The sequence below is a fragment of the Nocardioides carbamazepini genome, from assembly GCF_024614185.1.
GTDB classification, from domain to species: Bacteria; Actinomycetota; Actinomycetes; order Propionibacteriales; family Nocardioidaceae; genus Nocardioides; species Nocardioides carbamazepini.
Map to the genome: position 1 here is coordinate 99212 of NZ_JAHTLF010000018.1, position 20611 is coordinate 119822.

Here is a 20611-nt window from a genome sequence, read left to right on the forward strand (position 1 = left end):
ATCAGGTGCCGAAGAGGCCCGCGCCGAGCGGCCGGTCCGCAGTGAATCCCGGCAGCACCAGGTAGCCCAGCTCGGCGGTCGGCGCCGCGAAGTCCATCAGCCGATCGACGCGATCCATCCGCTGCTGGGTGCGGGCGAAGACGCCCACGTCGTTCTGGAAGCTCCAGAAGAGCAGGCCCGGCCGCGGAGCCGTGCCGTCGCCGTCGACGCGGATGGCATAGCTGCGGCGGGCCATCAGCGGGGAACCGGTGAACGACGGGTGGGCCGCCCGCGCGTGGGAGTCGGCCGGCACCAGGTACTCCCCGTGCGGGGTCTTCGCGGTCAGGTCGACGTCGCCGTCGGGGTCCCCGCCACTCAGGGGGGTGCCGTCGGGACGTCGCCCGATCACGGCCGCCTGCTCCTCCGCGTCGAGCGTGCCGAAGGCCGCGGCGTCCAGGGAGAAGCGGCGGACCACGCCGATCGTGCCGCCCGCGGCCGGGCCTTCCGCGATCCACACGCTGTCGTCCATGGCGGCCGCGTCCGCCGGCTGGATGATGCCGTCGCGGAAGCCGAGCGGGTTGCGGACGACCGCGCCCGACCCGGGTGAGCGGAAGGCCCGCTGGGCCCACAGCACCCGCAGCCCGGCGGGCGCCGTCGGTCCGGTCATGCCGGTCAGGAGCAGGTCGACGACATGGTCGGGAAGTGCGGGATCGTCGGCGGCGACCGCCAGCACCAGGTCGCCGTCTCGCAGGTCACCGGGCAGCGCGTCGCTGCCGCGGAAGGTGGGCAGCCGGACCCGGTCGCCGAGACCGGTCTCGGCGAGGTCCGCCCACGCGGCGCCGATGCCGACCTGGACGGTCAGGTTCCCGGGGCCGTCGGGCATCCTCGGGTCGGGTGCCTCGCTCGCGGTCAGGGTGCGGATCTCGTCGCCGAGGCCGGCGAGCAGGGCCGCGATGCCGGCCCGGTCCAGCGGAGTCCCCGCGCGCTCGCCGAGCACGACGAACGACAGCTGGCGCGGGGGAGTGGCGGGCCGGTCCACCCCGGCCTGGCGGGGACCGGCGGCCGGGACGGGAAGGCCGCGCCCGTCCGCCGTCTCCACACCCGCTGCGGCTGCGGGCGCGCCGGGCGTCGTACGTGGTTCGTCGGTCGGCCGGGTCCCGGCCCAGAAGCCGCCCGCGCCGCCGACAGCCAGACCGGCGGCGGATCCGGCCAACAGCCGACGCCGGCTCGTCGCCGGACGCCGCTCCTCGCCCACCGAGGCCTAGCCTCGTCCGAGGTCGGCGAGCAGTGACGCCGCCGGGACGGTGATCTGGCCCAGGTCCGGGTGGATGATCGTGGCGGGCAGCGGGACCGGTACGTCGTCCGTGGCGTCGAGCGACGGCAGGTCGCCCGGCAGCGGCACCTCCAGGAAGCTCATCCCCTCCGGTGCCTGGCCTCCGGGCAGGTCCGTGCCGGACACGGCGGGCTGGGCGGGCGCCGTACAGCGGTCGAGGAGGTCGGCCGGGAGGACCGACAGGCCGGCCGCGTCGACGGCACAGTTGCCGGCTGCCGGGGTGAGCTCGCTGGAGGCGTTGGCGACGTCGACGCCATTGCCCCGGAAGGCGTTGCCCTCCAGGGCGTTGCCGGTGCTCGGCACGTCCTCGACGCTGTCGAGGAGCACGCCGGCGCGCAGGTTGCCCGCCACCAGGTTGCGCACCAGCCGGTTGTCCTGGCCGCCGCCGATGCCGATGCCCACGCCCCAGCCGCCGTCGGCCTGGGAAGGCGACTGCGGCTCGCTGTTGTCGCTGACCACGTTGCCCGCCACGAGGTTGCCGCGCTGGGGGACGAACGCCTCCTGGTAGTTGGAGGTCAGCGTCATCCCGACCCGGTTGCCGCTGAACCGGTTGCCGACGATCGACAGGGAGTCCGACGCATTGGCGTTCTCGAAGCCCACCGCGTTGCGGGTGGTGACGTTGCCGGAGACCACGGTGTCGCACTCCCGGCACTGGCCGACGTAGATCCCGCTGTCGGCGGACCCGGACGCCCAGGAGTCGACGATCACGCCGTGCCGGGTGTTGAACGCGTAGATGCCGTAGAGCCCGTTGTTGGTGGCCGTCACGTGATCGATGCGGAACCGCTCCAGCGGCGGGAAGCGCTCCGGGTCGAACGACTCGTAGCCGTCCTGGCCCGGCGTCAGCACCTCCCGGCCCTCGTGCACGCCGGTGAACAGCACGCCGTAGAGCGTCGTACTGGTGACGGTGAGGTTCTCGACGGTGACGCCGTCGGCGATCACCACGATCCCGGAGGTGCGCCGCCCCTCGCCGGTGATCACCACGTCGTTGCGGTCGGTGCCCCGGATCGTCACGCCCGGCACCTCGACCAGCACCTGCTCCGGGTAGGTGCCGGGATCGACGAGGACCAGGCCGCCCTCGGCGACCGACTCCAGCGCCTCGCCGAGCGTCGGCGCGTCCTGGGGGACTCGCACGACCTCCGAGCGCGGGGTGTCGGGGCGCTCCTTCTCGGGTCCTCCGGAGGAAGGATCGGAGGAGCACCCGGCGAGCGCGGCGCCGGCCAGGAGGAGCGCGAGCAGGGTCGCGGTCAGCCGACCTCGGGACACGGACAACCACTGCTCCTTCGTATGTCGGCGCCGACCTGCACACCCACGGTAGTCAGCATCAGGATCCGAATTGCCGGGACCCGCCGGATCGACGGTCAGCGGGGGTGAGTGGACCTCGCCCTGGTCAGCCTACGGAACCCGAGAGCGCGTCCAGGTCGCGTGTGCCCGCTCGGGCTGGCCGGATCACGACCAGCGTCTGTGCGTCGAGGTCGCTGTGGTCGATGGCCCACCCGTCGGGCAGGGCGGTGCGAAGTCGGTCGACGTCGGCGAAGTCGACGGGCCCTACGAGGTGGAGGCGTGGCGCGCCGTGGTCGGAGAACAGGCCGACCGTGAGGTCGGCCTCCCGCGGGGCCGACGCAACGACGGCGAGGATCAGCCGACCGAGCTGATCGGCGGCTCGGCCGTCCTCCACATCGATGTCACCGGACCAGAGGGTCAGCCGGACCGCGCGGGCCCGTGCCTCGGCCAGGGCCCGCGCGAACCAGCCGCTCAGGTGCACCAGGTCAGGACTGACCAGGGAGAGCTGTCGGAGATATCGCTCCTCCTCGTCGCAACGCGCCCGAACGGCCGGGTCGGTGGGATCGACGTCGCCGGCGGCGATCGATGCGAGAAGCTCGACCGAGGCCCGGACCCCCGCGGCCATCCACCGTTCGCGCGCCCTCGCCACCGCCTCGAGGGCGGCCGCCTCCCTCCGGCTCGCGGCCGCTTGCCGCTGGTCGGAGACGAGCCGGAGGCCGAGCCGGCCGACACTCTCGTGGAAGACCTGCCAGGCAGTCAGCTGACACAGCTGGATCAGGGCCAGGGTCGCGGCGATGACGCCGGTCTGGCGGTCGTCGGGCCACAGCCACACCGCGACGGCGGCGGCGGTGAGCGCCATCGCCGTCACTCCAGCGGCCAGGGGGACCCGGGACCGTCCCAGGACGAGCAGTACGACCAACAGCGGTGTCAGACCGATCGGATGCCACAGGTACGGCTCGTCCTGACCGGATCCGATCCCCGCGAACCCCAGGAGATAGCCGGCCGGCAGCCCCGCGACGACGAGGACGGCCCCTACGCCGGGGAGGTCACGCCCGCCGCGGCTGACGCGCCAGGCTGCCAGGCACAGGGCGGCGACCAGGACGAGAGCGGCCCAGGACCAGGTGTACCGCCCCGGTCGGTTGCCGACCTCGATCAGGACGCCTGCACCGGTGACCACAGCTGCCCAGGACCAGCAGGCCGTCCGCCTGATCCGCTCCACCTCGTGCTCGGCCTCGTCGGCACCATCGTCGGCACCATCGGCTGTCTCTCGATGGTGGTCGACCGGACAGGACATCGTGATGGTCGCCCCGTGACCGGGACGGCTGTCGATCTCGACCCGACCACCCACCGACTCGATCCGGCTCACCACGGACTCGGCGAGGCCGCGGCCGGGGATCAGCGCACCGTCGAAGCCGACCCCGTCGTCCGAGACCGTCACGACCAACCGCCCGGCTCGACGCTGCCGGTCGATGACGACCTCGGCCGCCTGCGCGTGCTTGGCGGCGTTGCGGACCAGCTCGCCGACCGCGCCCGACAATGCGCGCCTCGCCTCGGTGCTCAGCGACGCTGCGTGACGCTCGAACTCGTCGTCGTCCAACCCGGTGCGCCGGATCCGGAGTTCAGTGTCGTGGACGCTCTCCAACCCCGTCGCGGGACTCTGCCGACCGGCGAGCAGGCCCTCCATGGTCTGCACGTCTCCGCGACAGCGGCGGCGAACGAGCTCGGCGTCCTCCGCCCATGAGCCGCCGGAAGCGATGGCCGCCATGGTGTTGATGACCGAGTCGTGCAGCACCCGCGCGTCCTCAGCCAGCTCCCGTCCCGCCGTGCGCGCGATCACGAGCCGGCGGAGCTCCCTCTCGGCGGCGACCTCCTGGTCGTCGGTCCTCGCCACCAGCGCGTCGAGGGCGCGACGGAACACCAGGGCCGCCGGCCAGGTCGCCGAGGTCCCGAGGACGAGCGCGAGCGGCAGGCCGGGACCCCACTCGGGACGCAACACGCTCACGGCCGCCGCCATCGCGGCCGTCGCGCCACCGGGCAGGAGGACGGCGGGAGGCCCGCGAAGGAGCAATGCCGGTGTGCCGGTGGTGACCACCGCGAGCCACACGGTGCCCACGGCCAAGGGGTCGGTGGGGCCGGTCGAGGCGACGCAGTCGACCAGGAGCAGGAGGTACAGGGCCAGCAACGCCACCTGGACGTCCCCACCGCGCCTCAGGATCACCATCGTGCCCAGCCCGGCGGCGGCGTGGCCGGCCACGAGGAGGAGACCAGGCAGGGAGGTGTCGACGAACCCGACGAGCGAGGCCAAGGCCAGCTGGCAGGCGGCTAGGCCTCGCAGGCATCCGATCCTGATCGCGTCATCGACGGTGCGAGCGGCCCAGCGCGACGGGTGAGAGCCGACCGACACAGCGGCATCGTACGGGGGCCGCCGAGGCGCCCGCGCATCCCGGTGGGAACCCGTCGGATCGACCGGGCAGGAGGTGGATCCAGGTCACCCTGCGGCGTTCGGCCCCAGGCAGACCGCGACCAGCTCGCCGGCGACCTCCCCGCTGAAGACGGCCCAGCCGCGGTCGAAGGAGACCAGCTCCGTGGTGCCGTCGGGCGTGCGGACGATCGCCTTGCTCGGGATCACGCTGCGGTCGAAGCCGGTGACCGAGCAGCGGTTGGCCTGCATCATCGCGTCGAGCGGGCCCGACGACATGTCGAGGTGCCGCGCCGGACCGGTGGGCCGGGGCGATGCCGAGGGGCTGATCGCCCCGAAGGCGACGAGCAGCGTGAGGGCGGCGACCGTGATCGCCGTACGCACCGAGTGGACCGCCACCCGGGCCCAGCCGAGGGACGTGACGGAGTCGCTCACGATGTCCCCTTGCCTGCTCGTCGACCGCCCGTCGCCGGGCCTTCCCCACTGCCGATCACAACGACGGCGGGCCGTCCGGGTCACGACCGCGTGACGTGGCAGACACCCCCGCACGGCAGGATGGCCTGCATGAGCACCCCACGACGTTCTTCTCCTCCGCTTCGCTCCCCCGAACAACGTCGCAGGGACCCCGCATGACCTGGTTCGACGCACCGGCCGACGCGGCCGCCCGGCTGGAGACGGCGGGCTACCTCGCGGACGCCGCCACCGCGACCACCACCTACCTGGCCGGCGCGCTCGAGAAGCCGCTGCTGCTGGAGGGGCCCGCCGGTGTCGGCAAGACCGAGCTGGCCAAGGCCGTGTCCCGGGCGACGGGTGCGGACCTGGTCCGGCTGCAGTGCTACGAGGGCCTCGACGAGGCGCGGGCGCTGTACGAGTGGAACTACAAGAAGCAGCTGCTCCGCATCCAGGCCGCCAACGCCGGCGCGGACGGGGGTGTCGACTGGGACGCGACCCACGACGACATCTTCTCCGAGGAGTTCCTGCTGACGCGGCCGCTGCTCACGGCGATCCGCCGCGAGCAGCCGACCGTGCTGCTCATCGACGAGGTCGACAAGACCGACATCGAGGTCGAGGGGCTGCTGCTGGAGGTGCTCAGCGACTTCCAGGTGACCATCCCCGAGCTCGGGACCGTCGCCGCGACCCGCCGGCCGTTCGTCGTCCTCACCTCGAACGCCAGCCGCGAGCTGTCCGAGGCGGTCAAGAGGCGCTGCCTCTACCTGCACATCGGCTATCCCGACGCGGCGCGCGAGCGGCAGATCCTGCAGCAGCAGGTGCCCGGGCTCGACGACCGGATCGCCGAGCAGCTCGTGGCCACCGTGGCCCGGCTGCGCGAGCTGGAGCTCAAGAAGGCGCCGTCGATCGCGGAGTCCGTCGACTGGGCACGGACCCTGATCGCGCTGGAGATCCGGGACCTCGACGCGAAGGCGATCGCCGACACCCTCGGCGCCGTGCTCAAGCACCAGTCCGACCACGAGCGCGCGGTCAAGGAGCTCAAGCTGGCGAGGTCCTGACCGTGACCGCCGAGAGGCCGGACGACTCCGGGCTCCTCGACCGCCACCTGGCGTTCGTCGAGGCGCTGCGGGGGGCCGGTCTGTCCGTGTCGCTCGCCGAGGACATCGACTCGCTGGCCGCGCTCGGCGCCCTGCGTCGGCAGGATCCGGGCTGGGGCGACCGGGCGACGGTCCGCGACGTCTTCGCGGCGACGATGGTCAAGAAGCAGGCCCAGCGCACGACCTTCGACGCGCTCTTCGACGTCTACTTCCCGGCGATGGTGGGGGACGGTGCCGCCGCCGCGGGCGAGGGCGATGGTGCCGGCGGGCCCGGCGACGCCGGTGACGGGGCGGTCCGCGACAACGCGGCCGCACTCGTCGACTTCCGCGACCGCCTCGCCGAGGCCCTCGAGACGCAGCAGCCCGACGAGGCGGAGCTGCGCCGGATGGCGGCCGAGATGGTCGGCGTCTTCGGCGCGATGCCCGGACGAGGACCGGGCCTGTCGTCGTGGTCGGCCTACACCGCGCTCCAGCGGGTCGCACCGCAGGAGCTGGTCGACCGCCTGGTCGCGGGACTGATGGGCGAGGGCGCCGACGAGGAGGACGCCCGCCGCCGGGCCAACCGCCGGATCGGCTCGTTCACGGCGATGGTCGAGGAGGACGCCCGCCGCCGGATCGCGGAGGAGAAGGGACCCGACCACGTCGCCGACGTCGCGATCCGCCCCAGCATCGACAAGCTCGCGTTCATGGCGGCCCGGCGCACCGATCTCGAGGAGATGCGCAAGGAGATCTTCCCGCTCGCCCGCCGGCTCGCGACCCGGCTCGCCAAGGAGCAGCACTCCCGCCACGCGCGCACGGCTCCGCTGGACTTCCGTCGTACCGTCCGGGCCTCCATCGCCACCGGCGGGGTCCCGATCACCACCCACCACCGTCCCAAGCGCCCGCACCGGACCGACCTGGTCGTGCTCTGCGACGTCAGCGGATCGGTGGCGAACTTCGCCCAGTTCACGCTGCTCTTCGTGTTCGCGCTGCGCGAGGTCTTCCAGAGCATGCGGGCGTTCACCTTCATCGACCACGTCCACGAGGTCACCGGGCACTTCCGCCCCGGTGCCGACCCGGTGGACGTGCTGGCGGACCTGTCGGCGAGCGCCAGCCACGCGGCGCTGTGGGGGCGGACCAACTACGGCCGGGCGTTCACGAAGTTCGAGGAGTCCCACCTCGACGCGCTCACCCCGAAGACCACGCTGCTCATCCTGGGCGATGCCCGCTCCAACTACAGCGACCTGCACGAGGACACCCTGCGCCGGCTGACCGGCTCGGTGAAGCGGGCGTTCTGGCTCAATCCCGAGCACGAGCGCAACTGGGGCACGGGGGACTCCGCCGCGCCGACGTACGGCGAGATCGTGCGGATGATCGAGTGCCGCAACCTCACCCAGCTCAGCGAGTTCGTCCACGACCTCGCCTGGTGACCCACCGACCCGGCGCAGATTGAACTCTGAGTCGCACCGACCCGGCGCAGATCAAGTCGGAGAATGCGCCGACCCGGCGCAGATTGAATCGACGTGCGTTCAATCTGCGACGGGTCGGCGGGTGGGGCAGTTCAATCTGCGCCGGGTCAAGGCTTATTGGGTCCGGACCAGTAGCGCGTCGGGTCGGTCCGCTTGGCGACCTCGTGGCCGTCCTTGGCGCCGCCCCGGTCGGTGTCGTAGTCCACCGGGTTGCTCTTGGGCTTGCCGCAGGAAGCGCCTCCCAGGCAGGACGTTCCGACACCGCTATCAGACTCGGCTATCGGGCTCGGCTACCCCTCGTCGAGGATCCGGCGCACGTGATCAGCCTCCTCGGGCAGACGGTCGGCGAGGGCCGCCCAGATGATCTCGTAGTCGACCGCGCCGTAGTCGTGAGCCACGCGGTTGCGCGTCCCCTTCATGGCTCGCCACCTGACCTCGGGATGGGCGGCGACCAGATCGGGATCGACCCGCTCCAACCGGATCACGGCCTCGCCGATCTTGTGGAGCAGTGCCTCGGACGCGAGTCGCAACATCTCGTCGCTGTCGTAGGCATCCTTGCCGCGGTCAACGAGACGAGCGCCGAGCGCGGCGAACTCGAGGAAGTCGGCCAGCGTCGTCGCGGTGCGGTCGAGCTCGCCGGATCCGTCGCCGGACCGGTGAGTCACAGCGGCCGAGCCTCGCGCAGGATCTGCTCGTGTCCGGGTCGCAGACCACCTTCGCTGACGACATCGACGCCGACACCGAGCAGCTCCTCGAGCTCCTGCTCCAGCTCGACGAGCTCGAACAGCGATGTCCCGGGCTCGAAGGCGATCAGCAGGTCGATGTCGCTGCCGGGCTGGTCCTCGCCGCGCGCCACCGATCCGAACACCTTCACGCTGCGTGCCTGGTGACGCTGGGCGATCTCGGCGATCTTCGCCCTGTTCCGCGCGATCACCAGGGACGGTCGAGGGCGAGCCGCCGTCTCCAGGCGTCGCATCATCTTCACCGACGGCCGACGGGTGCCCTTCTCGTAGGCCGCGATGTTGGGCTGGGCGACGCCCGACAGGTCCGCCAGCTGCTGCTGGGTCAGTCCCGCTCGTCGGCGCACCTCGGCCACGCTCGGCCCGGTATCGAGGTCCGACATGCTTGCTCCTCTCGCGCCGCGTTGTTATATCAATGATATGCAACCGGTGCGGGATGCGGAAGCACTGTCTCGTCAGGCGGTGAACTCCAGCGTCTCGTCCGCCACCGGCTTGCGGAAGACGAGCACGTCCTTGAAGTAGTTCATCTTCAGCCGCCAGGGGAACACCGCGCCCTGCTTCGGCAGCGACTCGATGGAGCGCATGACGTAGCCCGCCTCGAAGTCGAGGAAGGGCTCCTCGGCCACCGCCGGGTCGCGGCGCGGCACGACCATCCGGGTGCCGGTCCGGTCCATGTGCTGCAGCACCTTGACGACGTACTCGCACACCAGGTCGGCCTTGAGCGTCCAGGACGCGTTGGTGTAGCCGATGATGAAGGCGAAGTTCGGGATCTCGCTGAGCATCAGGCCCTTGTAGGCCATGGTCTCCGCGGGGGCGATCTTGGTGCCGTCGATGCCGAGGGTCGCGCCGCCGAAGATCTGCAGGTTCAGGCCGGTGGCGGTGACGACGATGTCCGCCTCGAGCTCCTTGCCGGACTCGAGCAGGATCCCGTTCGGCGTGAACCGGTCGATGCGGTCCGTCACGATGTCGACGGTGTGGTGGCGCAGCGCCTTGAAGAGGTCCCCGCCGGGCACGGCGCACAGGCGCTGGTCCCACGGGTCGTACGGCGGCTTGAAGTGCTCGTCGAAGCTGACGTCCTCGGGCAGCTGGCGCTCGAGCAGCTTGCGCAGCAGCGCGCGCGACTCCTTCGGCCGCGCCTGGCAGAACTCGTAGAACGCGATCCGGCTGGTGAGGTAGCGGGTGCGCACCAGCTTCTGCGCCAGCTTGTCGGGCAGCGTGCGGTACATCTGCGCCGACACCTTGTCGTACGTCGGCTGGCTGATGATGTACGTCGGCGTGCGCTGCAGCATCGTGACGTGGCCGGCGCCGGAGTCGGCCAGCGCGGGGATCAGCGTCACGGCGGTGGCCCCGGAGCCGATGACGACGACGCGCTTGCCCTGGTAGTCGAGGTCCTCCGGCCAGTGCTGGGGGTGGACGACCTGGCCGGCGAACTCCTCGACGCCGGCGAAGTCCGGGGTGAAGCCCTCGTCGTAGCGGTAGTAGCCCGACGTCGACCACAGGAAGCTGGACGTGAGCTCGATGGTCTCGCCGGTGTCGGTGCGCTCGACGGTGACCGTCCAGCGGGCGTCCTCGGTGGAGAACTCCGCGTGCACCAGCTTGTGGTGGTAGCGGATGTGCCGGTCGATGCCGTTCTCGGCCGCCGCCTCCTCGAGGTAGGCGAGGATGTCCGGGCCGTCGACGATCGCCTTGCTGCCCTTCCACGGCTTCCAGCCGAAGCCGAGGGTGTGCATGTCGGAGTCGGAGCGGATGCCCGGGTAGCGGAACAGGTCCCACGTGCCGCCGAGCGAGTCGCGCATCTCGAGGAGGGCGTAGGACCTGCCGGGGAACGCCTTGCTCACGTGGTAGGCCGCGTCGATGCCGGACAGCCCGGCGCCGATGATCAGCACGTCGAGGTCCGTGGTCGCGTCAGTGGTGTCGCTCATTCAGGCTTCCTTGAGGTTGAGGAGCTGCTCGATCGGGAGGTCGGGCACCTCGATCCTGCGGGAGGCTGCGAGACCTTCGATCTGCAGCCAGGTCACGTCGGCGAGCAGCCGGGTGAACTGTGGTGCCGGCGGGCGCAGCTCCTCGCGAGAGCTCCAGTTGCGCACCGCGGCGATCACGCCGCCGACGAGCAGGAAGACCCACGGCGTCAGCGCGTCGCGGTCGTCCTCCTCGACGTCGGCGTCGAGGACGGCGAGGAAGCCGCCGATGACGAGCTCGATCTGCTCGGCGATCTGGCCGATCGCGACGTCGAGCGGCTTGGTGGCGGCGCCGGCGATGTCGCGCTCGGCGAACCGCATCAACGCGACGTTCTCGGCGCCCCACCCGACGTACGCGGCGATGATCCGGTGCACGATGTCGCGGGGCGTGCCCTCCAGGGTGACCGCGGCGAGCAGCAGCTCGCCGGCGCGGTTGCAGATCTCCTGCTGGATGGCCACGTCGAGGTCGGTGCGGTCCTCGAAGTAGCGGTAGAGGACGGTGCGGTGCACGGACGCCTCGTCGGCGATCTGCTGCACGCTCAGCTCGGCGCCGGGCTCGAGGTCGCGCGCGAGCACGGTGACGGCGGCCTCGATCACGGCCTGCCGGCGGTCGGCGTTGTGCTGCTGCCAGCGCCGTTTGCGACCGTCGGTCTGGTCCCGTTTCGCCGTCCCCATGGCGACACCTCCTCGTAGCGTCACGATGTCAGCGACACCGTACGACGAAGCAGTCCGCGGCGCCGGGTCACGACCGGGGCGGCCGACACCGAGCGCTGCTCGGAGAGGTCGGTGATCTTGGCCCGGGGGCGGCCCGCTCGCGCCCCTCGCTCGCGCTCGGCGGCGTCGAGGCGCTGCCATGCGGCGAGGTCGGCGGACTGGGGGTGGCGGGTGGCGACCAGCGCGGCGATCGAGGCGGCGGTGCCGCTCGGTGCCGGGAGGCCGGCGTCGAGGTCGTCGAGGATCGTCTCGACGGTCTCCTGGGCATCGGTCTTGTTGGTGCCGATGAAGCCGACCGGGCCGCGCTTGATCCAGCCGACGACGTAGAGGCCGGGCTCCACGCGTCCCTGGTGGTGCGGCACCGTGGCGGTCCGCTCGTCGAACGGCAGACCGGCGACCGGGGTGCCGCGGTGGCCGACGGAGCGGACCACCAGGCCGGCCTCGATCGTGCGGACGTCGTCGGTGGCGACGGCGCGGACGCTGGTGGTCCCGGTGAGGGGATCGGTGTCCTCGACCAGCTTGTTCCGTGCGACCCGGACGCCGGTGACGCGGCCGTCCTCGCCGAGCACCTCGACCGGGGAGATCGCGAAGCTGAGCACGATCCGGCGCCGGGTGGTGTCGGTCGGGCCCGGACGCTCGGCGAGCTCGCGGAGCAGGACGCTGCGCTGGTCGTCACCGGTGAGCAGCGCCGGATCGGCGTCGACGACCACGTCGACGTCGTCGAGCGCCGCGAGACCGATCAGCTCGGGGATCGTGAACGCCGCCTGCGCCGGGCCGCGCCGGCCGAGGACGACGACCTCGCGGACCCCGCTGGCACGCAGTTGGTCCAGCGGGCCGGGCGCCAGGTCCGTGCGCTCGAGGACGTCGAGCGGGCGGGCCAGGATGCGCGCGACGTCGAGTGCGACGTTGCCGTTGCCGACGACGACCGCCCGCCCCGAAGGGTTGGACCCGGCGGCCAGCGGTACGTCGAGCGCCTGCTGGTCGGGATGGCCGTTGTACCAGCCCACCAGCGCGGTCGCGGGGACCGAGCCGGCGAGCTCCTCGCCCGGGATGTCGAGACCGCGGTCGGCGGAGGCGCCGACGGCGTAGACCACGGCGTCGTAGTGGGCGCGCAGGTCGGCCAGCGTCACCGCACCGGCGTGGTCGGGGGCGCCGATCTCGACGTCGAGGAAGTAGCGGAACCGCGGCTGCCGCTCGATCGCCTCGAAGAGCCGGGTGACCAGCTTGGTCGAGGCGTGGTCGGGGGCCACGCCGTGCCGGACCAGTCCGTACGGCGTGCGCAGTCGGTCGTAGACGTCGACGCCACCGATCTCGGGGTGCTTGAGCAGCTCGTCGGCCGTGTAGAGACCGGCCGGGCCGGCGCCGACGACAGCGACCCGGAACGGACCGGTGCGGGTGAGCCGCCGCTGCTGGGGGACCAGCGCGACCGGCGTCCGGTCGGCGTGGGGGAAGGCGTCGTAGTAGGACGCGTTGAGGTCGAGGAAGGGCAGCTGCTTCGTCGTCAGCGCCGCGTCGGGAACCATCGCGCCGACCGGGCAGGCCGTGGCGCAGGCGCCGCAGCCGACGCAGGAGGTCGGGTCGACGTACACCATCTCGGTGGTGCCGAAGCCCGGCTCGCCGGGTGCGGGATGGATGCAGTTGACCGGGCAGGCGACGACGCATGAGGCGTCGGCGCAGCACGACTGCGTGACGACATAGGCCATGTCAGCGTCTGGCTCAGACGGCGGCGGACTTGGGCTCGCTGCGGAAGCGCGAGGGGCGGCCGTCGATCCCGAGGACGCGCCACACGCGGCGCGAGACCCGGTTCATCAGGCCGAGCTCGTCGGCGAGCATCCGGACGTCGCCGAAGGTGTCGCGCAGGAGCTTCTCGGACCTCTCCGACTTCCAGTAGACCTCGCGCATGACGCTCTTGGGGATGCCGAGGTCCTGCTGCATCTGCTTGCTGGGCTTCATGATCACGTCGCACAGCACCCGCATGATCACCGGGAACGCGAGCGACAGACCGAAGCGCTGGATCGTGCCGTAGTCCTTCGAGCGCTCGACCAGGTAGGAGTGCGCGAAGCCGATGTGGCGGGCCTCCTCGGCCACGTGGATCTGCATGACCCGGGTGATGATCGGGTGCATGTCGTGGCCCGAGCGGAGCACCGACTTCTGCAGGTAGTCGATCGGCTCCTCGCCGGCGAGGATCCCGAAGAAGAAGATGTTGGGCATCGGGCGGCCGGCGAGGGCGAGGAACGGGGCGATCTTGAGGAACCAGGTCGGGCCGCCCTGGACGTCGACGCCGATCCGGTTCACCGCCTCCTGGAACATCTGGGTGTGGTGGCACTCCTCGGTGACCTCGTGGGTGGAGTAGCGGAACTCCGCGCGGTTGTTGGGCATCGTCATCAGGTGGTTCATGACGCCGCCGATGAGGAGCTGCTCGAACTGGAGGCCGACCTTGGCGATATTGGCCATCCGGTACATGCCGACCTCGATCTGGCGCTCCCTCGGCAGCGACCGGTACCAGTCGGTGCCGCCGAGCGAGTCGACCTCGGGGAGGATCCAGCGCGGGTCGTCCGGGACGACCTCGAGCTCCGGGCTGTCCCAGGCGATGTCGAGGAAGGCGTCGAAGTGCTGGTGGACCGACGCCTCGGAGAGCACGCGCAGCGTGTCCTGGTAGCTCAGGCCGGCCAGGTCGCTGGGGGCCGCGGTGTCGTGGGTGGTGTCGATCGGGGCGTCGGCAGTCGCAGTCATCGGTCCTCGGTCCGTTCTCTTCATCGAAAGCGGGGCATGCACGCTGTTAGCGCAACAACATGTTGCATACATTGACCCCGGTTTTGTCAAGGAATTCGGGCGAAGACGGGCCGAACGGATCGGGCGGGCTCGCTCGGGGTGTGACCGGGATCGCTCGGACCCGCCATCGGGTCGCCCGCTAGCGTCGGTTGCGCGATCACGGGAAGCAGTGGGAGGGGGCAGGTCGTGCAGCTGGTCAGGCACGGCGAACCGGACCGGTTCGTCCAGATCTGGGTGAGTGAGGGGACCGGGGAGTGGGTCCGCCGCGACGGGACCGTCGGCCGGGCCGGCCGGGTCACCGAGCTCGGTCTCGGAGCCGGCGCGTCGAGCGCCGCAGAGCTCGCGGCGCCCTACCTCGCCGACGGGTTCGTGGAGGTCGACGACGACCTCCGCGCGTGGGTGGTGGTCCAGTTCCCCACCCGCGACAAGAGGTACGACGAGCGACTGGTCGACCACGCGACGGAGTGGCTGGCGGCGGTGCTCGACGAGCGCGGGCTGGGCTACGTCGACGGCTACGACCGTGGCAAGCGCGGCGGCGACGGCAGGCTGGTGGTCAACCTGTACGCCCGCGTGGTCGACGCCGAGGCCGGCTGCGAGGCGGCGATGGCCGCGCTGCGCAAGGGCCGGGCCGACGAGCGCCGCGCGACGATCGCGCACCGTCCCCACGACGGCGCGGAGTGGGCGGTCCGCTACGCCCGGACCTCCGGAAGGCTGCCCGGAGACTTCAGCATCTGAGCGGTGCACCTACCGGATTCGTCGACCGACCGGCCTCGATGACGAATTCGGTAGGTGAACCGCAGCCCCCACGGGGCGGTCAGGCGCCGGGGCGCAGGTAGCCCTGCTCGCGCCAGCGGGCCAGCGCCGCGACCAGCTCCGGGTGGTCGGCGCGGTCCGCCGCCCGCCCACCCGCGACGAGAGCGGGTACGTCGGGGTCCGACGCGGCGTCGTACACGATGGTGAGGCGGTTGGCGGCGCCCGCGTTGATGAGGGAGCCGAGGAGCGCGACCGGGTCGCTGCGGTCCTCGAGCGAGAGCAGGCGCACGTCGTCGGGCAGTCGGGCCAGCTGGGTCGAGGGCGCCTCGGCCGTGACGACCTGGTCGACGACGAAGCCGGGCAGGTCGGTCCGGGTCGCCACCTCGAGGGCGACCGCGCCGCCGCTCCCGCGGCCGACGAGCATCACCCGCACCGGCGCTTCGCCGGGCCCTTCGGACCCCGCGGCGTCCGCGAGCGCGCGCACCACGGCGGCCGCCTCGCTGGACGGGTCGCCGGACACGAGGCGCAGCCGGCCCGCGGCGGGTGCGGGGGCGGTCGCACCGGACAGGAAGGCCACGAGCCGCTCGGGCGCGACGCGGAGGATCCGGACCGGATCGCCGTCGGCGCCGCCGTCGAGCAGGGTCATCAGGTCGCCGAGGCCGGCGGGTGCCTCCGCCGGGTCGTCGACGGAGGAGGTCGACGCCGTGGGCGTCGTCTCGGTGAGCCCGACCGCCACATCGCGCAGGGCGGCGGCCCAGTCGTCGGCCAGCGGCGCGATGCCGGCGGCCCGCAGGCCGCCGACGCGGGCGGAGCGCCCGGCGCCGCCGGAGAGCACGCCGGCGGTGAGCAGGCCCCGCATCTGCAGGCTGTCGACCACGCCGCCGCCGGTGGTGACGTGCTCCATCAGCTCGGGGTTGGCCTCGGCCAGCTCGCCGAGGTAGGCGGCGACGCCGTCGCGGTCGAGCGCATCGGTCTCGATCAGGCCGGCGGCGACGATCGCGCCGCCGAGGTTGACCTCGGGCGCGAGGTACCCGATCGCCTTGCCCGCGATCGAGCCGAGCGTCTGGTACGCCGCCGCCTGGAGCTCGTCGATCCAGCGGTAGGTCATCACCGTCGCACGCAGCACCAGGGCGTCGGCATCGAGTTCGATGGACCGGCTGAGCAGGCTGCCCTTGCCCGAGGTCGCGGCGCGGATCTCCTCCTCGGCGGTGGCCCAGGTCGTCGGCGAGAGCGGCGCCGCGTCGGCCACCTCCGGATCGACCAGTACGTCGGTGCCGAGCTGCGACCACTCCCGCATCTGGGCGCCGGCGTCGTCGAACAGGTCGGCGAGGCGCAGCATCTGGTCGTACTTGTCGGCCAGGTCGGCCGCCTCGACCGCGGACAGCGGGCGCTGCGCGGTGTCCCGGGACTCGGTGCTCATCGGATCGCCTCCCCGAGGGCAGGAGCGACGAGGAGGGAGAGGTCCTCCGGTGCCATGGCGCGGACCTCCAACCGCAGCACGCCGTCCTCGTGGTGGGGGCGCAGGGCGCGCCACCCGTTGGCGAGCAGGGTCCAGGAGACGACGCCGACGGTGTCGACCTCGGCGCCGGACACGTCGGCGACCAGTGCCCGGAGCCGGCCCCGTGCCTCACCGGCGAGGGCGGTCAGCACGCCCACCGCGGCCTCGTCGGAGAGCGGTCCGCGACGGGTGCGCACCGCCCCGCCATGTCGTGCGACGAGCACGGGCAGCAGGTCGCCGCGCCCCGATCCGCTCGCCTCGGCGGCGGCGTCGGCGAGCTCGAACGGCAGGTCGACGTACGACGGCACGGCCGACTCGCCGAGCTCGACCTCCTCGGACACCGCGGCGACCCGGGCCAGCTCGCCCGCCCAGGCGTCCGTGGCGAACCAGCCGAGCTCGAACACGATCCCGTCCACGGTCGCGAGCGAGGCCACGGCCCCACCCTCCTGGCGGTGCCAGACCTTCGCCTGCACCCCGGCCATCGTGACGTCGATGTCGAGCGCGAGGCGCGGCGCGGCCAGCAGGCCGATCGCCCCGGCCAGGCCGGGGTCGAGCACCTCGTCGGTGACCAGGCCGCGGCGCGCGAGCGACTCGGCGGGGTCGTGGAGCGCGGCCACCGCCCGACGGAACGACTCGTCGTCGAGGGCGGCCGGACTCTGCCCGAGCCGGGCCTGCATGGCGTCGGTGACCTGCGGTGCGGCGATCTCGAAGGGCAGCGGTGCGTCGCCGGCCAGGTGAGCGGCGTGCTGGAGCTCGGCGAGCGTCAGGCCGATCCGGCGGGGGGCGGCGGCGAGGGCGCCGCCGTCGGTGCCGCCCCCCGCCGGGAGCGGGGCAGGGGCGAGGCCGGTGAGGTCGATGGTCGGCATGCCCGGATCAGCGCTCCAGGCCCGGCACGTCGATGGAGAGCCAGTCGCGGTGGCCGACGGGTGGCGGGGTGAACGCGACGAGCGCCTCGTCGAGGGGGTCGGGGGAGACCGGGGGACCGTCGCCGGCCTCGTTGCGGGTGGCGATCGCGGCGATCCGGGCGCGGGCGTCGGCGACCAGGGCGGTGACCCGCGCCTGCGTGGCCGCGATCTCCTCGCGCACCGCGTCGACGCTCTCGGCGTGGTCGGCCAGGGCGTCCGCCGCGGCGGCATGGCGGTCCGCCGCCACCCGCAGGTGGCTGGCGCGGTCGGTCACGCGCTCCCGCATCGCCTCGGCGGCCCGGCCCGTCCAGCCCAGGCCCTCGACCCGGGCGACCAGCTGGTCGGCCAGCGAGCGCACGTCGGCACCCTGGTCCCGCAGCTGGCTGGCACGACGTCGGATGATCTCGCTGTCGCCGTACATGAGACGCGCCCTTCCCCTTCCCCGGCCGGGCCAAACCCGCCGATCCCTCGGGCTCCTTCCTACAGGTTGCCGTCGAGACGGTCGAGCGCGGTGGTGATGTCGGCGGTCGTGCCGGCGAAGCTGAAGCGGAGGAACCGGCCCCCGTCGACGGTGTCGAAGTCGATGCCGGTGGCCACGGCGACGCCGGTGCGGGCCAGCAGGTCGCGGCAGTAGGCCATCGAGTCCGTGGTCAGGTGCCCGACGTCGGCATAGGCGTAGAAGGCGCCGTCGGCCGGCGCGAGCCGGGTGATGCCGAGTCGCTGCAGGCCGTCGAGCAGGAGCCCACGATTGTGGGCGTAGCGCTGCACATGCCCGTCCAGCTCGGCGTAGGCCGCGTCCTCGAACGCGCCGAGTGCCGCGTGCTGGGCGAGCACGGGCGGGCAGATCGAGAAGTTCCCGGTCAGTACGTCGACCGGCCGGCGCAGCCGCTCGGGGGCCAGCATCCAGCCCAGCCGCCAGCCGGTCATCGAGAAGTACTTCGAGAACGAGCCGAACACGACCGCCTCACGGGAGGTCTCCCAGGCGCAACCGGCGCGGGAGCCGGCGTACTGGATGCCGTGGTAGATCTCGTCGGAGACCAGCTGCACGCCGTTGTCGTCGCACCAGCGGGCGATCGCGGCGAGCTCCTCGGGCAGCAGCATGGTGCCGGTCGGGTTCGCGGGGCTGGCGACGACCAGGCCGTCGATCGGCTGCGCCGCGTGCGCCTCGGCGAGCTGCTCGACCGTCGGCTGGAACCGGGTCTCCGGGCCGGTCGCGACCTCCACGACCTCGCAGCCGAGCGCGGCGAGCACGTTGCGGTAGCAGGGATAGCCCGGCCGGGCGATCGCCACCCGGGCGCCCGCGTCGAACGCCGCCAGGAACGCCAGCAGGAAGCCGCCGCTCGATCCCGTCGTGACGACGACGTCGCCGGGGTCGACCGCGACACCGTAGGTGCGGCGGTAGTGCCCCGCGATGGCGGTGCGCAGCTCGGCGATGCCGGTCGCTGTCGTGTAGCCGAGGGGATCGCCGCTGCCGAGCAGCCGGATCGCGGTGGCGCTGACGGTCGCCGGCGCCCCGGTGCTCGGCTGGCCCGCGACCAGGTTGACCAGGTCGCCGTGGGTGCGCTGCCGCTCCGCCGCCGCGGCCAGCAGGTCCATGACGTGGAAGGGCGGGACGTCCGCCCGGGCGGCGGCGGTGACGCGGTCGGTCACGGGGGTCCTCCAGGCGCGAGTTTCGCCGGTCGACCGGCGAATTGATCTCCTGACCGACGAAACTTCGTCGGTCAGGAGCCAGTTTCGCCGGTCGACCGGCGAAACTGTCCACCGGCCGCGTGCCGCCCCGCCCGGCGCCCGAAGAACGACCCCTCGCCCAACTGCGTCCCGGAGCAGTACCCGGCGCCGTCCTGGGCGATGTTGGCCGCGCAGGCGCCGGCGGCGTACAGGCCGGGGATCACCGAGCCGTCGGTGCGCCGGACCTCGCCGTCGACGGTCGTCGCCATGCCGCCGATGGTGAAGCCGGCGTACAGCGCGACGCCCAGCGACAGGTCGAGGACCGCCCACGGCCCGGCGGTCTGCGGCGCGATCCAGTCGGGGTGCTTGTGGAAGTCGGGGTCCTCGCCGCGGGCGGCGTTCTCGTTGTAGCCGGTCACCGTCGCCACGAGGGAGCCGGCCGGCATGCCGAGGCCGGACTCCATCTCCTCGAGTGTCTCGAAGCCGTCCTTGAGGGGCACCAGGGGCATGTGGTCCTCGCCGAGGTGCTCGCTGTCGACGATGAGGTACGCGACGGCGTCCGGCTGCTGCATCACGTGGTACGACGTCCGCGCGTGGTAGCTGTCCTCGGCGACGAACCGCTGTCCGTCGCGGTTGACGATGATCCCCTTGCAGCGCGACGACGGCGGGTAGAAGGGCGCGGTGATGAAGGGCTCCTCCATGTTCTCCAGCGCGGCGCCGACGGACTGACCGAGCCGGATGCCCAGGCCGTCGTCGTACGTCGAGCCGAGGGTGAACAGCTTCGAGCCGAGCGCGGGGGTGTAGCGCGCGACCATGTCGGCGTTCATCACGAAGCCGCCGGCCGCGATGACCACGCCCTTCGCGCGGACCACGCCGGTCTTCTCGAACGAGCGCCAGGCCAGGCCGACCACGGCGTCGCCGTCGACGACCAGGTGGGTCGCTCCGGTCTCGTAGCGGACCTCGACCCCGGCCTTCTCGACCTGGGTGCGGAGCAGGTCCATCACGATCCTGGTGCCCTCGGTGTCGCCGGGGACCGGCACCTTGTGACCGCGAGGCGCGGGCGTGACCTGGTCGCGGAACGGCCAGACCTTCTCGTTGCCGGTGAACATCAGGCCCTCGGTGCCGGGCTGGATCACCGCCTTGCCCGGGAAGTAGGAGCGCTCGAACTCGAAGCCGAGCTCCTCGAGCCAGTCGAAGTGGGCGACGGAGTCCTCGCAGTAGGCGCGGATCTTCTCCTCGTCGGGACTCTTCGTGGAGGCCATGAGGTACGCCGTCATCGCCTCGACCGAGTCGTCGTGGCCGGTGGCCCGCTGCACCGCCGTACCGCCGCCGAGGTAGAAGTGCCCGCCGGACATCGACGAGGTGCCGCCGTGGACGGCGGCCTTCTCCAGCAGCAGCACCCGGGCACCGGCGCGGGCGGCCTCGAGGGCCGCGCAGCCGCCGGCGATGCCGAAGCCGACCACCACCACGTCGTAGCGCTCGGCGTCGTCGGCCAGCGCGCTCGCCGGGAGCGCTTCGGGAATGGCCAGGCCGGCCGGGATGTTGATGCTCGCAGATGTCACGCCCTGAAATCTAGAACATGTTCTACCGATAGAC

At 72.4% G+C, this 20611-nt stretch carries 18 protein-coding genes; 3 read left to right on the forward strand and 15 right to left on the reverse strand.

Going from position 1 to position 20611, the window contains the following annotated elements; genetic code table 11:
• Position 1 precedes the first annotated feature (1 nt).
• The 4 genes from KVF89_RS19210 to KVF89_RS19225 all read right to left on the reverse strand — a co-directional run bounded on the left by KVF89_RS19210 (position 2) and on the right by KVF89_RS19225 (position 5447).
• Positions 2-1234: a Dyp-type peroxidase gene (locus KVF89_RS19210; protein ID WP_257427778.1), complete on the reverse strand. Its 1233-nt coding sequence runs from the start codon at positions 1232-1234 to the stop codon at positions 2-4.
• 6 nt (positions 1235-1240) lie between these two features.
• Complete coding sequence (locus tag KVF89_RS19215; protein ID WP_257429153.1) at positions 1241-2575, reverse strand: right-handed parallel beta-helix repeat-containing protein; 1335 nt, start codon at positions 2573-2575, stop codon at positions 1241-1243.
• Positions 2576-2699: 124 nt separating this feature from the next.
• Positions 2700-4997: a sensor histidine kinase gene (locus KVF89_RS19220; protein WP_257427780.1), complete on the reverse strand. Its 2298-nt coding sequence runs from the start codon at positions 4995-4997 to the stop codon at positions 2700-2702.
• A gap of 84 nt (positions 4998-5081) precedes the next feature.
• Positions 5082-5447, reverse strand: a complete 366-nt coding sequence (locus KVF89_RS19225) for a hypothetical protein (protein WP_257427781.1) — start codon at positions 5445-5447, stop codon at positions 5082-5084.
• 194 nt (positions 5448-5641) lie between these two features.
• Here KVF89_RS19225 and KVF89_RS19230 point away from each other — a divergent pair, with 194 nt between their 5' ends.
• Together KVF89_RS19230 and KVF89_RS19235 are read left to right on the forward strand one after the other, a co-directional pair.
• Positions 5642-6520 (forward strand): AAA family ATPase, encoded by an 879-nt coding sequence (locus KVF89_RS19230; protein ID WP_257427782.1) that lies wholly within the window; start codon positions 5642-5644, stop codon positions 6518-6520.
• Positions 6521-6522: 2 nt separating this feature from the next.
• Positions 6523-7968 (forward strand): VWA domain-containing protein, encoded by a 1446-nt coding sequence (locus tag KVF89_RS19235; protein ID WP_257427784.1) that lies wholly within the window; start codon positions 6523-6525, stop codon positions 7966-7968.
• A gap of 329 nt (positions 7969-8297) precedes the next feature.
• Here KVF89_RS19235 and KVF89_RS19240 read toward each other — a convergent pair whose 3' ends face one another.
• The 6 genes from KVF89_RS19240 to KVF89_RS19265 form a co-directional block, all read right to left on the reverse strand.
• Positions 8298-8672: a HepT-like ribonuclease domain-containing protein gene (locus tag KVF89_RS19240; protein ID WP_257427786.1), complete on the reverse strand. Its 375-nt coding sequence runs from the start codon at positions 8670-8672 to the stop codon at positions 8298-8300.
• Positions 8669-9130, reverse strand: coding sequence for a nucleotidyltransferase domain-containing protein (locus tag KVF89_RS19245; RefSeq protein ID WP_257427788.1), 462 nt, complete (start codon positions 9128-9130; stop codon positions 8669-8671). Before KVF89_RS19245 ends, KVF89_RS19240 begins: the two co-directional genes overlap by 4 nt.
• Positions 9131-9202: 72 nt before the next feature.
• Positions 9203-10669, reverse strand: coding sequence for a flavin-containing monooxygenase (locus KVF89_RS19250; RefSeq protein WP_257427790.1), 1467 nt, complete (start codon positions 10667-10669; stop codon positions 9203-9205).
• Positions 10670-11380: a TetR/AcrR family transcriptional regulator gene (locus tag KVF89_RS19255; protein ID WP_257427791.1), complete on the reverse strand. Its 711-nt coding sequence runs from the start codon at positions 11378-11380 to the stop codon at positions 10670-10672.
• Positions 11381-11400: 20 nt separating this feature from the next.
• Positions 11401-13122: an FAD-dependent oxidoreductase gene (locus KVF89_RS19260; protein WP_257427792.1), complete on the reverse strand. Its 1722-nt coding sequence runs from the start codon at positions 13120-13122 to the stop codon at positions 11401-11403.
• Positions 13123-13135: 13 nt separating this feature from the next.
• Positions 13136-14152, reverse strand: coding sequence for an AurF N-oxygenase family protein (locus tag KVF89_RS19265; protein WP_257427793.1), 1017 nt, complete (start codon positions 14150-14152; stop codon positions 13136-13138).
• A gap of 225 nt (positions 14153-14377) precedes the next feature.
• Here KVF89_RS19265 and KVF89_RS19270 point away from each other — a divergent pair, with 225 nt between their 5' ends.
• Positions 14378-14926, forward strand: a complete 549-nt coding sequence (locus KVF89_RS19270; RefSeq protein ID WP_257427794.1) for a hypothetical protein — start codon at positions 14378-14380, stop codon at positions 14924-14926.
• Between the two features lie 79 nt (positions 14927-15005).
• On the opposite strand, the gene KVF89_RS19275 is transcribed toward KVF89_RS19270, so the two are convergent.
• The 5 genes from KVF89_RS19275 to KVF89_RS19295 all read right to left on the reverse strand — a co-directional run bounded on the left by KVF89_RS19275 (position 15006) and on the right by KVF89_RS19295 (position 20577).
• Entirely contained in the window at positions 15006-16364 is a 1359-nt protein-coding gene (locus KVF89_RS19275) for a hypothetical protein (protein WP_257427795.1), read from the reverse strand.
• Entirely contained in the window at positions 16361-17308 is a 948-nt protein-coding gene (locus KVF89_RS19280; protein WP_257427796.1) for a hypothetical protein, read from the reverse strand. The genes KVF89_RS19275 and KVF89_RS19280 overlap by 4 nt, the downstream gene beginning before the upstream one ends.
• A gap of 7 nt (positions 17309-17315) precedes the next feature.
• A complete protein-coding gene (locus KVF89_RS19285) occupies positions 17316-17768 on the reverse strand; it encodes a putative T7SS-secreted protein (RefSeq protein WP_257427797.1) in 453 nt (150 codons plus the stop codon).
• 59 nt (positions 17769-17827) lie between these two features.
• A complete protein-coding gene (locus tag KVF89_RS19290; protein ID WP_257427799.1) occupies positions 17828-18997 on the reverse strand; it encodes a pyridoxal phosphate-dependent aminotransferase in 1170 nt (389 codons plus the stop codon).
• 71 nt (positions 18998-19068) lie between these two features.
• The gene (locus tag KVF89_RS19295) at positions 19069-20577 is read right to left on the reverse strand and encodes an FAD-binding protein (RefSeq protein ID WP_257427800.1); all 1509 of its coding nucleotides are present in this window, start codon (positions 20575-20577) and stop codon (positions 19069-19071) included.
• Positions 20578-20611: the final 34 nt, after the last annotated feature.

What these genes read in the sequence shown, in the direction of transcription:
- KVF89_RS19245 (WP_257427788.1), bottom strand. Translation starts at nt 9,130, where the DNA reads ATGTCGGACCTCGATACCGGGCCGAGCGTGGCCGAGGTGCGCCGACGA.
- KVF89_RS19275 (WP_257427795.1), bottom strand. Translation starts at nt 16,364, where the DNA reads ATGAGCACCGAGTCCCGGGACACCGCGCAGCGCCCGCTGTCCGCGGTC.
- KVF89_RS19255 (WP_257427791.1), bottom strand. Translation starts at nt 11,380, where the DNA reads ATGGGGACGGCGAAACGGGACCAGACCGACGGTCGCAAACGGCGCTGG.
- KVF89_RS19230 (WP_257427782.1), top strand. Translation starts at nt 5,642, where the DNA reads ATGACCTGGTTCGACGCACCGGCCGACGCGGCCGCCCGGCTGGAGACG.
- KVF89_RS19285 (WP_257427797.1), bottom strand. Translation starts at nt 17,768, where the DNA reads ATGTACGGCGACAGCGAGATCATCCGACGTCGTGCCAGCCAGCTGCGG.
- KVF89_RS19260 (WP_257427792.1), bottom strand. Translation starts at nt 13,122, where the DNA reads ATGGCCTATGTCGTCACGCAGTCGTGCTGCGCCGACGCCTCATGCGTC.
- KVF89_RS19265 (WP_257427793.1), bottom strand. Translation starts at nt 14,152, where the DNA reads ATGACTGCGACTGCCGACGCCCCGATCGACACCACCCACGACACCGCG.
- KVF89_RS19250 (WP_257427790.1), bottom strand. Translation starts at nt 10,669, where the DNA reads ATGAGCGACACCACTGACGCGACCACGGACCTCGACGTGCTGATCATC.
- KVF89_RS19280 (WP_257427796.1), bottom strand. Translation starts at nt 17,308, where the DNA reads ATGCCGACCATCGACCTCACCGGCCTCGCCCCTGCCCCGCTCCCGGCG.